We start from the raw sequence: 13,325 nt of genomic DNA, 5'->3' as shown, positions 1-13,325 counted from the left end.
ATAAGAAACCGCATGGCCGTCATATCCATTCGTCCCAAACCATTTTTCGAGGACAAGAACCGGGCGTTCTGGAACCTGCAGTCGCTGGGTTGGCTTGGCGCGCTGACATTGCGCGGATTGTCGGGCATTGCCAACGGGCAACCGATTTCCTTTCTGGTGCCCGTTCTGATTTCCACGGTTACGGGCTATTCGCTGACTTTGCTGATGGCCGTGATTTTTCGTGAACTGGTCAAACAACGTCCGCTTGTCACCTGGGGCGTGTCGATCCTTGTTGTCCTTATGGCGGCGGGCATGTCGGCCTTTATCGATGCCTGGGTTTTTTCAACGCAAAACCGGACCAGCGACACGGCCGGACTGCAACTGTTTCTGGGCGCTTTTTACCTGACTTTCACCCTGCTGGGCGCGTGGTCGGCGCTTTATTATGCCATCAACTTCTTCCTCACGATCGAGGAACAGGCCAATCAGTTGGAGCACCTTGAGAACCAAGCATCGAGCGCGCAACTCGCCATGCTACGCTATCAGTTGAATCCGCATTTCCTGTTCAATACGCTCAATAGTATCTCGACACTGGTGCTGCTGAAACAGACGGAGCGGGCCAATGCAATGCTCTCCCGCCTGTCGTCTTTCCTGCGTTATACGCTGATCAACGAACCAACGGCACAGGTCACTTTGGCGCAGGAAGTGGAGACGCTCAAACTCTATCTGGAAATAGAAAAAATGCGCTTCGAAGATCGGCTGCGCACTGTGTTCGATATTGATCCAGCCGTTGCACGGGCGCGGCTGCCTTCGCTGCTCTTGCAGCCATTGGTCGAAAATGCGATCAAATATGCCGTGACACCAAGGGAGGAAGGTGCGGATATTTCGGTTACGGCCCAACCTGCCGGTGAAAATGTACGGATCATCGTATCCGATACCGGCCCGGGATTGCATGACGGGGACTTCGATCCGATACTTTCAACCGGCGTGGGGCTTGCCAATATCCGCGATCGTTTATTTCAGGCCTTCGGGGAACGCCAAAGCCTTGAAACGCGTTCTATGCCCGGCGGCGGGTTTTCAGTGATCATTGAAATGCCGCATGTAACGGAAGAACAGACAAAGGTTGCTGCATGACGATCAGAACGATCTTGGTTGACGACGAAAGCCTGGCCATTCAGGGACTCCAATTACGATTGGAAACCCATAAGGATGTTGAGATCGTCGACACCTGCCTCAATGGCCGGGAGGCTATCCGCTCTATAAAGACGCATAAACCCGATCTGGTGTTCCTCGACATCCAGATGCCGGGTTTCGACGGCTTTTCCGTGGTACAGGGCATGATGGAGATAGAGCCGCCGCTGTTCATCTTTGTCACCGCCTATAGCGAGCATGCCATTCGCGCCTTTGAAGCGCAGGCGGTCGATTATCTGTTGAAGCCGGTGGACGAGGATCGTCTTGCCGACGCGCTGGACCGTGTACGTCAACGCTTGTCTGAAAAACGCAATGTGCAGGAGGTGGAGCGCCTGCGCGAAGTGCTGGCCGAAGTCGCGCCCGATGCGGTGTGCGAATTTGTCGAGGATGACGCGCCCGCGTCCAATCGTTTTGAGAAACTCATCAACATCAAGGATCGCGGCCAGATTTTCCGCGTCGATGTCGACAGCATAGAGCGGATCGACGCGGCGGGCGACTATATGTGCATCTATACCGCCGACAATAGTTTGATCCTGCGTGAAACCATGAAGGATCTGGAAAAGCGACTCGACCCGCGCAATTTTCAACGAGTGCACCGTTCGACCATCGTGAATTTGAGTCAGGTGCGGCAGGTCAAGCCCCATACCAACGGCGAATGCTTCCTGGTTTTGGAATCAGGGGCACAGGTGAAGGTCAGCCGCTCCTATCGCGACGTGGTGGCGCGCTTCGTGCATTAACCGGGTCTTACTCCCGGTCGAGTTGCGTCACCCCCAGTTCATGCCCGTCAGGGTCAGTGAAATGAAACCGTCGGCCGCCGGGAAAGGTGAAAATGTCCCTGCTGATCTGCCCGCCCGCCTTGATCACCGCTGCACGTTGATGCTCGATATTGTCGACCTGAATGACCGGCAACAAGCGGGCGGTCGCTTCGGCGGGGTCGCCGGAAATACCGACATCGGTGTCGCCGGTCGTCGTGGCGGCATAGCTGGGTCCGAAATCAGTAAACGTCCAGCCAAACGCATCGGCATAAAAGTTTTTCGAAGCGCCAATGTTTCCCGAAGGCAACTCGACATAATGTAATCGCGCCATGATTATCACCTCAAATGTTCTTGATATGTTCCTATACATATGGCAGGATTTGCCATTATGCCAGCAAAAAATATCCCGAAAGATAGGGGCAGGGGCGCGACTGTCAATCGGACACCGCTGCGCTTTAACCTGTCGGAACGGACTCAAGATGGCGACTGGCTTGACGAACGCGAAGCGATAGACGGTCCGCCGCAACGATTGCGCACGACGGTGACGGTTGAACATCCCCGTACGATCATCACGCGCAACACATCGCCGGACATAGGATTCGACCGTTCCATCAACGCCTATCGCGGCTGTGAACATGGTTGTATTTACTGTTTTGCGCGGCCCAGCCATGCGTATCACGACCTGTCGCCGGGGCTTGATTTCGAAAGTCGGTTATTTGCCAAACCCGATGCCGCCCGGTTGCTTGTCGTGGAACTGTCGCGATGCGGCTATGCCGTTGCGCCGATTGCGATGGGCACGAATACCGATCCCTATCAACCGATTGAAAAGGATTGGCGGATCACGCGGGACTGTATTCAGATACTCCATGACTGCCGCCATCCACTTATCATAACGACAAAATCGAACCGCGTTTTGCGCGATATCGACTTGCTGGCCGACATGGCGAAGGATGATCTGGTCGTGGTCGCCCTATCCGTCACGTCGCTCGATCCGGCCATAGCCCGCACGCTGGAGCCAAGAGCGCCGCACCCGCACAAAAGGCTGGAGGCAATCGGTGAACTGACACGGGCGGGGGTGCCGACGCATGTGTCGGTCGCGCCTGTCATTCCTGCGATCACCGATCATGAGATGGAAGCGATACTGGAGGCGGCGGCAAAGGCTGGCGCGCGGAGTGCATCGTTCATTCCTGTGCGGCTGCCCCATGAAGTCGCGCCGCTGTTTCGCGATTGGCTGGATGCCTGTTTCCCTGATCGCAAAGACAAGGTCATGGCGATCATTCAGGACCTGCGGGGTGGGCGGGATAATGATCCGCGCTATCGCATGCGTATGCGGGGGCAAGGCGTGTGGGCCGATTTGATGCGAACGCGCTTTGCAAAGACATGTGCCCGGCTGGGGCTGAACCAGTCGGGACGGCAGAAATTGCGGACGGATTTGTTCAGACCGCCAGAGGGCGATCAGCCACGCTTATTGTAAGCCGCCTGCTCAGGACACGAGCGCAAGGCGTAACGGCTCTGCACCCTTTAATTCATGGTACGCAACGCCGGGAATCGTCGCGATACTGGCGGCGAGTTCGGCCTCTACCGCAAAATCCCGACCCAGACGAAGCTTCGCGATGCGGCCATCGGCGAGTTTGCTGCGCAACAGGATTTCACAGCGTCCGCCCCTTGCCCCGGACACAAGTTGCGCGATGGCGGAAACGGCTTTTGGTTCTGCGACATCAATTTGCAGAATGAGCCGTGATGTATTGCAAAGGCGGGAGAAAGGTTGAACATTGCGGATTGCGACGCGCGGCATTTCTTCCCCCGGTTGACGATCCAGTTCCACGGTCAGAAGGCCGCAATCCCCGTCACTGCCAAGCTCTTCAATCTGTTTGCAGACATCGTCATCAAAGCAGCTTGCCTGAAACTGACCGCTACTGTCCGACAGGGTGGCGGAGACATAACGCCGACCTCGTTTGGTTTCGCGCCAGCGTACTTCCTCTACCAATGCCGCCATGATTGCGTTCGTCCTCCCGCCCTGATCATTGGCTGGCTGGCTGCAAATCAGGCTGAAGTCTTTTGCGCCGTTGGCATCGGCAATGTGGCGAAAACGATCAACCGGATGGGCGGAGAAATAGAAACCGAATGCGTCCTTTTCCTGTGCCATGCGATCGGCAATCGACCAATGGATGCCGGATGGAATTTGAATGTCCGGTTGTTTGACCTCTGCCGCCCCGAACAGCCCGCCCTGACCGCTTGTCCGCGCTTCGGCTGCGCTGGATGCAACGGCGAGAATGGTTTCCGCGGCTGCGTGCACGCCCGCCCGGTCGGGATTGATGCTGTCGAATGCGCCGCCCGCGGCCAGACTTTCAAGCTGGCGCCGGTTCAAAAGGCGCGACTCCACCCGATTGGCAAAATCGTCAAGGCTGGTGAACGGTCCATGGTCCACCCGTTCGGCGACCAGCGTGTCCATCGCCTTTTCACCCACGCCCTTCAGACCACCCAGAGCATAGCGCACCGCGTGGCCGTCTTCATGCGGTTCAACCGAATATTCTGCCTCGCTGGCATTGATGCACGGGGGCAGGCATGTGATGTCCATGCGCCGCATGTCATCGACGAAGATGCAAAGCTTGTCGGTCTGGTGCATGTCGAAACACATGGAGGCGGCATAGAATTCGGCGGGATAATGCGCCTTCAGCCAAGCAGTCTGATAGGCGAGCAGGGCATAGGCGGCGGCATGTGATTTGTTGAAACCATAGCCTGCAAATTTGTCGATCAAGTCGAACAGTTCATTGGCCTTGGACGCCGGAATATTATTGTTTTGCGCACAACCGGTCACGAACCGTTCGCGCTGGGCATCCATTTCGGCCTGAATTTTCTTGCCCATGGCGCGACGCAGCAAGTCTGCGTCCCCAAGGGAATAGCCCGCCAATATCTGAGCGGCCTGCATCACCTGTTCCTGATAGACGAAGATTCCGTAGGTTTCCTCCAATATGCCGGACAGCAATTTATGGGGATACTCAATCGCCTCCATGCCGTTTTTGCGTCGTCCGAACATCGGGATATTGTCCATCGGTCCCGGTCGGTAGAGCGAAACAAGGGCGATGATGTCGCCGAAACTGGTCGGTTTCACCTGCGCCAGAGTCTTGCGCATCCCCTCTGATTCCAACTGGAACACGCCGACGGTGTCGCCACGCTTGAGTAATTCAAAGACCGCAGGATCATCCCATTGGAGCAGGTCGAGATCGACCTCTACGCCTCGCCCCTTCAACAACCGCACGCCTTTTTGCAGCACGGAAAGCGTTTTCAGCCCCAGAAAATCGAATTTGACGAGACCCGCGCCCTCCACATATTTCATATCGAACTGCGTCACCGGCATATCCGATCGCGGATCGCGATAGAGCGGAACCAGCTGTGACAGGGGACGGTCACCGATCACCACGCCCGCAGCATGCGTGGAACTGTGGCGCGGCAGGCCCTCCAGCTTGCGGGCCAGATCGATGAGGCGTTTGACCTGAGGGTCGCGCTCATATTCATAGCGTAATTCGGCAACGCCCCCGCGCTCCATGGCGCGATCCAGCGTCCACGGGTCAGTGGGATGATTGGGGATCAGCTTTGCCAGCCGGTCCACCTGGCCATAGCTCATTTGCAGAACCCGGCCGGTATCCTTCAACACGGCGCGGGCCTTCAGCTTACCAAAGGTGATGATCTGCGCGACATGGTCTGACCCGTATTTGCTCTGCACATAGCGAATGACTTCGCCACGCCGGGTTTCGCAGAAATCGATGTCGAAGTCAGGCATCGATACGCGCTCTGGATTGAGGAAGCGTTCGAACAGCAGGCCCAGTTCCAATGGGTCGAGATCGGTGATGGTCAGCGCCCATGCGACGACGGAACCCGCGCCTGATCCGCGTCCCGGCCCGACCGGAATATCATTGTCCTTAGCCCATTTGATGAAGTCGGCAACAATCAGGAAATATCCCGGAAAGCCCATTTGAATGATGATGCCGACTTCAAATTCCAGCCGGTCGAAATAGGGCTTGCGCCGTTCGGCATCGGTGATCCCGAGTTTTTCGAGGCGCGCTTCCAGTCCAGCCGTTGCGTCGGCGCGCAGTTGCGTTTCTTCGCCCTCCCGGTCGCCGGCAAGGCTGGGCAGGATCGGCTTGCGCTTGGGGGCCATGACGGCACAACGCTGCGCAACCACCAGCGTATTCGCCAGCGCTTCGGGAAGATCCTCAAACAGCCGCTTCATGTCGGCCGCCGGTTTCATCCACGCGTCGGGCGAACTTTTCAGCCTGTCATCGCTGTCGACATAGGAGGATTGAGCGATGCACAACATCGCGTCGTGCGCGGAATGGAAATGCGGTTCGGCATAACAGCACGGATTGGTGGCCACGAGCGGAATATCTCGATCATAGGCAAGATCAAGCAAATGCGGTTCGGCGTTGCCTTCAACCGCATCAAGGCGGCGGACGATTTCTATATAGAGCCGGTCGGGAAACAGCGCTTGCAAGCGATCGGCATAGGCAAGCGCGGCATCGGGCTGATCTTCCGCAAACAGACGGGCGAGCGCGCCTTCATTGCCGGCCGTCAGTGCGATCAGCCCATCGGTACGCCCTTGCAATGCATTGAAGGCGACATGCGCCTGTTCCTCAATGGGCCGGTCGAGATGGGCCATCGACACGAGCGTGCACAAGTTATCATATCCCGTGCTGTCCTGGGCATAGAGCGCAATCCAGTCATAGACCGGGCTGGTCCCATCGGGCCTTCCCGGTCGGGAAACGCTCAACATCGTACCGACGATGGGCTGCACACCCTCTGACTTGCAGGCGTCGGAAAAGGCCATGGCAGCGTACAGGCCGTTGCGGTCCGTCAGTGCCGCGGCCGGAAAGCCGAGTGCGCGCGCCTGTTTTGCTATCGCCTTGGGCTCAATGGCCCCTTCCAGCATGGTGTAGGAGGAAAAGATGCGAAGCGGAACGAAGGGGGCATGAGGCATGGTGGGCAGCCTAGGAACTGAAGATGATTCGCGAAAGGCCCTTGTGATCCATGTGCGGGGTTTTGGGGAAAATACCTGATCAGGAGTAGCGAGCGGGATCTACCAGAGAGGGCGAGAAATCTGTAGCTGGGCGTCCCCGCAAGGTCGGCATTGATCCGGTTTGCCGCTCTATCATGCGGTGGACGGTCGGCGGCCACGTTCCTTCGTGCAGTTCACTTATGCGTTCGGAATTTGCGGCATCGGCCTGTGTACGGCGTTGGTTATGCCGCACATAGTCGAGCCATGTCGGTACATGGTATCGCTCAATCCACAGTTCTTGTTCGCCCAAATCCCTCAGAAGCGTCCAATGGCGGGCACCATCGCGCATCCGGATGCGGCGACGCTCATCCATGACGTTGAGGAAAGCGATCACATTATCCGGCTTGATCCGGTATTCGAGAGTGACAACGATCGGCCCGCTGCGGGCTTCCACTGGTACGTCCGTTTCCGGTTCGGTCCATTGTCCGAGCAGGTCAAGATTCTGATCCTGCGCTTCCACCATAGGCTTTATAAATCCAACCATTGCGCTGATGGTCTGTAATGCTGCAGCACCCAGCAAGGCCAAGCCGACGCCATATACTTCGGCGGCCGCGCCAAAGGCCCAGCTGCCCAGCGCCATCCCCCCGAACGCGAGCATCTGGTACATGGCGAGCGCGCGCGCGACGACCCAGCGCGGCGAACTCAACTGGACCGAAACGCTTAAGATCGAAAGTACCAGCACCCATCCCGCCCCGGAAAATGAAAGGGCAATCATGGTGAGTGGCAGCATGGTGCTGATGCCTGTCACAGCGGTGCCAATCACCACGGCCAGCGTCGATCCACGTACGATCCATTCAGTGGTGAAATGTCCACGCAACCAACCGCTGCCTAGCGCACCGCCCACCGCGCCTACGCCAAACGCACCCAACAGCACGCCATAAGTCAATGCCCCGCCTGCTATAAGGTCGCGCGCCACCAGGGGCATTAACGCCGGGACGGAGGATGCAGCCAACCCGAACAACATGGCCCGCATCAATATGATCCGTAAACCGGGAGACATGGCGACATAACGTATTCCTGCGGCCATGGCACCGCTCAGCGTTTCCCGCGGCAGCAGCCGGGGCGGAACCTCTGGACGCCATCGCAATAACACAACAATCAGCCCGACATAGCTCAACGCATTGACCAGAAATGCCATAGCCGCGCCCGCCGCCGCAACGATCATACCGCCAATGGCAGGTCCAAGGCTGCGGGCAATATTGAAACCCATGCTGTTGAGCGTGATTGCGCTGGGCAGGCCCTGTCGCGGCACCATATCGCCCACAGAGGCCTGCCAAGCGGGTCCATTCAGGGCCGTCCCACACCCGATAAGAAAGGTAAAGACGAGCAGCAGCCAGGGCGTGAGCACGCCCAATGCCGCGCATACCGCAAGTGTCACCGATACCAAAAGCATGAAGCCCTGCGCCACAAGCATGACGATGCGGCGATCCAGGTTGTCGGCAAACGCACCTGCCACCAATGCCAGCAACATGATTGGCAGGGTCGTCGATGACTGGACAAGCGCTATGTAGGTTGCCGAACCGGACAGGGAAACCATCATCCACGAAGCACCGACCGATTGGATAAGGCTTCCAAAATTCGACGCGAGGTTGGCAATCCAGACCATCCGGAATATTGGAATGCGCAACGGCGACGATGGCGGTGAGTTTTCGTCGGCGGAAAATTCCTCTTGCATATCAACCCTCATGCATGATTCTGCCCTGCAAGCATAGCGTTCCTGATGGCCTTACGCCCCTTGGCTGAACCACTATATTCAACCGCCTGTTAACGCTGCTGTGCAACTATTGCACAATCTATCGGTCGCCCAGCGCGCAGGCGCCAATCCGCGTTTGCCGGGCGATAAATGCCCCGTCACCTTCGCGGCGGCGCAATAGACATATAAAGATTTCTTTATATTTGGTTTGATTCTGGTGGCAAGGATTGTTAGAGCATTCTGCAATCCGCGCCGCCATGCTTTGTGGCGGCCCAATTTCCGTTTGAAGTTCGGGAGACCCTCGTGGCCACAGCACCTGCCGCCGACGTTAATGACTATGTGATTGCCGACATTGGCCTTGCCGCATTCGGGCGCAAGGAAATCGAAATCGCCGAAACCGAAATGCCGGGCCTGATGGCGTTGCGCAGCGAATATGGCGCAGCGCAGCCTTTGAAGGGTGCGCGCATCACCGGATCATTGCATATGACGATCCAGACCGCCGTGCTAATCGAAACCCTGACGGCCTTGGGCGCGGATGTCCGCTGGGCCTCTTGCAATATTTTCTCGACGCAGGACCATGCCGCCGCCGCCATTGCGGCTTCGGGCGTGCCGGTATTTGCGGTCAAGGGCGAAACCCTTGAAGAATATTGGGACTATGTCGAGCGTATCTTCGATTGGGGTGCAGGCGATCAGACCTGCAATATGATTCTGGACGACGGCGGCGATGCCACCATGTTCGCGCTTTGGGGTGCGCGGGTCGAGGCGGGGGAAGACCTGTTCACGCCATCCAATGAAGAAGAAGAGATTTTCTGTGCCGTGCTGAAGCGCGTTTTGAAGGAACGTCCGGGTTTCCTGACCAAAACGGTTGAAACCATCAAGGGCGTGTCGGAAGAAACCACCACCGGCGTTCACCGCCTGTATGAACTCGCCAAGAAGGGCAAGCTGCCTTTCCCCGCGATCAATGTGAACGACAGCGTCACCAAGTCGAAATTCGACAATCTCTATGGATGCAAGGAATCGCTGGTCGATGCGATCCGTCGTGCGACCGATGTAATGCTGGCGGGCAAGGTCGCCTGCGTTGCCGGTTTCGGCGATGTCGGCAAGGGTTCGGCCGCCTCGCTGCGCAACGGCGGCGCGCGCGTCCTCGTCACCGAAGTCGATCCCATCTGTGCGTTGCAGGCGGCGATGGAGGGATATGAGGTTGTCACCATGGATGAGGCCGCGACCCGCGCCGACATTTTCGTCACCGCAACCGGCAATGCCGATGTTATCACGGTCGATCATATGCGCGCGATGAAGAATATGGCAATCGTATGCAACATCGGCCATTTCGATAGCGAAATTCAGATTGCGGCACTGTCCAACATGAAATGGACCGAAATCAAGCCGCAGGTCGATGAAGTCGAATTTGCCGATGGCAAGAAGCTGATCATTCTGGCCAAGGGCCGCCTGGTCAATCTGGGCTGCGCCACGGGGCACCCCAGCTTCGTCATGTCGTCAAGCTTTACCAATCAGGTGCTGGCGCAGATCGAATTGTGGGGAAATAGCGACGCCTATAAGAACCAGGTCTATGTCCTGCCCAAGCACCTGGATGAAAAGGTTGCAGCGCTGCATCTGGAAAAGCTGGGCGTGAAGCTGACCACGCTGACAAAGAAGCAGGCCGACTATATCGGCGTGCCGGTAGAAGGACCATTCAAGCCGGATCATTACCGCTACTGACATATCGGCGGCGATAGCTCTGAATTACGGGGCCGGGCCTCTATCAAGCTCTTCACCCCCGCCACGCTTTGGGCTACTGCCCCTTCATGCACATGGTAACCGGCGATCTTTACAGGGCAGGGGGGCAATAGCCGGATGCTGACCCTGTCCACTATCGAAATGGCGGCGCTTGGCCTTGTTACAGCGCTGTGGCTGTCGGGTGCGGTGTGGGCGGTGTATAGCGGACTTGCCATGCGACGCCGCGCCGCGTTTGCCGCGGAGCAGGCCGACCGCTTGGCGACCCTGCTGGATGCCGCGCCTGCGTTGCCGGTTATTGTCCGTGCCGATGGCCGGATGGAAGCACCCGATCGGCTGGCCGGCTGGCTTGGACTTGAAAGCGTCCCTCAATTCATTTCGCAACTGACAGAGGCGCAAGGCGGCTTGAAAGCGGAGGACGGCGCGGCGTTGGCCCGCGACATTGCCGCTGCGCAAAAAGCCGGGAAAAGCTTTACGCGATCCGTAAGCGCGCAAGGATCGTCCCGTGCGCTTCTGGTGCGCGGCGCACCGGCCGGGTCCAGCCTGTCCGGACCGGGCGGGGTTATCCTGTGGTTGTTTGACGCGACTGAAAGCCAATCGGAAATCGGCGCGCTGAAGGAAGAAAAGAACAGGCTGGGCCGCGCGCTTGAATCATTGGCAGGCGTGATCGAGGCGGCGCCAATGCCGATGTGGCACCGCAGCCCGGACTTGCGCCTTTCGCTGGTCAATTCCGCCTATGTCCGCTCGGTAGATGCAGAGGACGCAGGAGAGGTGATCAGCAACGGGATCGAACTGGTCGAACCGGTTGACGGCATATCGCCCATGTCCGCGGCGGCTTCCGCGCTGGAATCGGGCGTATCCTATGCCCGGCTGGTGCCCGCCACCATCGATGGCGAGCGGCGGATGATGCGGGTTGTCGATGTGCCGCTGGGCGATGCGGGGGTGGCGGGTTACGCCATCGACATGCACGAGCTGGAACAGGCGCGCAGCGAATATAAGCGCCTGACAGAAGCGCAGCGGGACATGCTGGACCGGCTTTCCGCAGGCGTCGCACAATTTTCTGCGGACCGGACGCTGCGCTTTTCCAACCAGCCGTTCCAGCGTCTTTTCAACTTGCGGCTGGAAACATTGTCCGACGCGCCGGAATTCGACCGGGTGCTCGACGCCATGCGCGAGGCGGGTCGCCTGCCGGGCAGCCGCGATTTTCCCGCCTGGCGTGCTGAACGGCGCGACTGGTTCCTGTCGACTGAGGCGATTGAGGAAAATTGGCTGTTGCCGGATGGGATGCATCTGCGCGTCTTTGCCCAGCCGCTTCCCGACGGTGGTCTGCTGTTGATTTTCGAAGACAGGACCGAGCAGGTTCAGCTTTCCAGCGCTCGCGACACTTTGTTGCGTGTACGCACGGCCACGTTCGACAATCTGTTCGAAGCCATTGGCGTGTTTGCTTCCGATGGGCGATTGCACCTTTGGAACAGCCGTTTCCGCAAGATATGGGGCTTTGATGAAGTGACGCTCTCTGGCCATCCCCGCGTCGATCAGATGATGGAAAAGGTTGCGCACAAGCTGGAAAAGCCTGCTCAAATCTCGGTCGTGCGCGAATTGGTCCGGGCGGCGACCGTGGAGCGGAAACAGCGTGGTGGCCGGGTCGCTTTTGCCGATGGGCAATATTTCGAATTTGCGGCGATTCCCCTGCCGGATGGCAATGCACTCTTCACCATGCTCGATGTGACCGACAGCCGACGCATCGAACAGGCCCTGCGCGATCGCAACACGGCGCTGGAGGAGGCCGACCAGATCAAGACCGCCTTTGTATCGAATATGAGCTACGAATTGCGTACTCCGCTGACCTCGATCGCCGGTTTTACCGAAATGCTTCAGGCGGGCTATGCTGGCGACCTGTCCGATCAGGCGCGCGAATATGTTGGCGCGATCATGGAAAGCGTTGCGCGTCTTTCCAGCCTTATCACCAATGTGCTTGATCTGACGCAGGGGGAGGCGGGGGTCCTGCCGTTGCATATGCGTCCGGTGGAATTGGCCGATCTGATCAGGGATCGCGTGGCGCAGTTCAGCAAGGACGCCAAGGCCAGGAAGATTGACCTGGCCGTTCAGATCGAACCAGGTCTTGGTATTACATCGGGCGACGTGGGGCGATTGGGTGAGGCGCTGGATCATCTGCTCGCCAACGCCATTCGTTATTCGGATGAGGGGGGACGTGTGCTTATTCATGGCGATGGTACGCGCACGGCGGCACGTATCGTCGTTTCCGACAATGGACCGGGCATGGATGTCAAGGCGCAGGCCCTTGCATTCGATCGCTTCAAGCGTGCCGAACAGGCCCAAAAGCGGGAATTCCTGGGTTTTGGCTTGCCGCTCGCCCGGCAATTGGTGGAAGCGCATGGCGGCACGCTGACTTTGCAGTCCGAGCTGGGGCAGGGCACAGCTGCCACTATGGAATTGCCGCGCGGATGATCGTTCGGGATGAGAATGAAATGCTCGCTTTTGGCGCAAAGCTTGCTGCAATCGCAAGGCCCGGCGACATTATCGCGTTGCGGGGCGGTTTGGGCGCTGGCAAGACAACGTTGGCACGCGGCCTTCTGTCCGCACTTGGTCTGGAGGAAGAAGCGCCAAGTCCCAGCTTTGCGATCGTCCAGCCCTATGAACCGCCGCTCGTCCGTTTTCCGGTGGCACATATCGATCTGTACCGGTTGGAGGACGCGGCGGAGGCGGAAGAACTTGCGCTCGATGAATTGCTGCTCGACAGCCTGCTGGTCATCGAGTGGCCGGAACGGTTGGGCGCGGCGTTATGGCCGGACAGCCTGATCCTGGAGATTGCAATGCTGGAGGATGGGACGAGGCGCTTGACAGCGACGGTTCCGGCGGCATGGAAGAACAGATGGCCCCCAGGATGATGCAGGACATGACG

At 58.3% G+C, this 13,325-nt stretch carries 9 protein-coding genes; 6 read left to right on the top strand and 3 right to left on the bottom strand.

Annotated elements, in window-relative coordinates; all coding sequences use genetic code 11:
- The first annotated feature begins 12 nt into the window (after nucleotides 1–12).
- Nucleotides 13–1,110, top strand: coding sequence for a sensor histidine kinase (locus L3X40_RS09000; RefSeq protein WP_237365308.1), 1,098 nt, complete (start codon nucleotides 13–15; stop codon nucleotides 1,108–1,110).
- Nucleotides 1,107–1,904, top strand: a complete 798-nt coding sequence (locus L3X40_RS08995) for a LytR/AlgR family response regulator transcription factor (protein WP_237365307.1) — start codon at nucleotides 1,107–1,109, stop codon at nucleotides 1,902–1,904. Before L3X40_RS09000 ends, L3X40_RS08995 begins: the two co-directional genes overlap by 4 nt.
- Nucleotides 1,905–1,911: 7 nt before the next feature.
- Here L3X40_RS08995 and L3X40_RS08990 read toward each other — a convergent pair whose 3' ends face one another.
- Nucleotides 1,912–2,253 (bottom strand): VOC family protein, encoded by a 342-nt coding sequence (locus tag L3X40_RS08990; RefSeq protein WP_237365306.1) that lies wholly within the window; start codon nucleotides 2,251–2,253, stop codon nucleotides 1,912–1,914.
- Nucleotides 2,254–2,310: 57 nt separating this feature from the next.
- Here L3X40_RS08990 and L3X40_RS08985 point away from each other — a divergent pair, with 57 nt between their 5' ends.
- Nucleotides 2,311–3,396, top strand: coding sequence for a PA0069 family radical SAM protein (locus L3X40_RS08985; RefSeq protein WP_237365305.1), 1,086 nt, complete (start codon nucleotides 2,311–2,313; stop codon nucleotides 3,394–3,396).
- A 9-nt stretch (nucleotides 3,397–3,405) separates the two neighbouring features.
- On the opposite strand, the gene dnaE is transcribed toward L3X40_RS08985, so the two are convergent.
- A complete protein-coding gene (dnaE, locus tag L3X40_RS08980; RefSeq protein WP_237365304.1) occupies nucleotides 3,406–6,897 on the bottom strand; it encodes a DNA polymerase III subunit alpha in 3,492 nt (1,163 codons plus the stop codon).
- A 79-nt stretch (nucleotides 6,898–6,976) separates the two neighbouring features.
- Nucleotides 6,977–8,650: an MFS transporter gene (locus tag L3X40_RS08975; RefSeq protein ID WP_237365303.1), complete on the bottom strand. Its 1,674-nt coding sequence runs from the start codon at nucleotides 8,648–8,650 to the stop codon at nucleotides 6,977–6,979.
- Between the two features lie 321 nt (nucleotides 8,651–8,971).
- Between L3X40_RS08975 and ahcY the strand changes: the two genes are divergently transcribed.
- From ahcY to tsaE, 3 genes are all read left to right on the top strand, one after another.
- The gene (gene ahcY / locus L3X40_RS08970) at nucleotides 8,972–10,387 is read left to right on the top strand and encodes an adenosylhomocysteinase (protein WP_237365302.1); all 1,416 of its coding nucleotides are present in this window, start codon (nucleotides 8,972–8,974) and stop codon (nucleotides 10,385–10,387) included.
- 135 nt (nucleotides 10,388–10,522) lie between these two features.
- Entirely contained in the window at nucleotides 10,523–12,871 is a 2,349-nt protein-coding gene (locus L3X40_RS08965) for a sensor histidine kinase (protein ID WP_237365301.1), read from the top strand.
- Nucleotides 12,868–13,311 carry a tRNA (adenosine(37)-N6)-threonylcarbamoyltransferase complex ATPase subunit type 1 TsaE gene (gene tsaE / locus L3X40_RS08960; protein WP_237365300.1) on the top strand — a complete coding sequence of 148 codons (444 nt, stop codon included), beginning with the start codon at nucleotides 12,868–12,870 and terminating at the stop codon, nucleotides 13,309–13,311. Before L3X40_RS08965 ends, tsaE begins: the two co-directional genes overlap by 4 nt.
- Nucleotides 13,312–13,325 lie beyond the last annotated feature (14 nt).

The sequence above is a fragment of the Rhizorhapis sp. SPR117 genome, from assembly GCF_021742065.1.
This window is presented reverse-complemented; position numbering and strand designations above follow the sequence as displayed.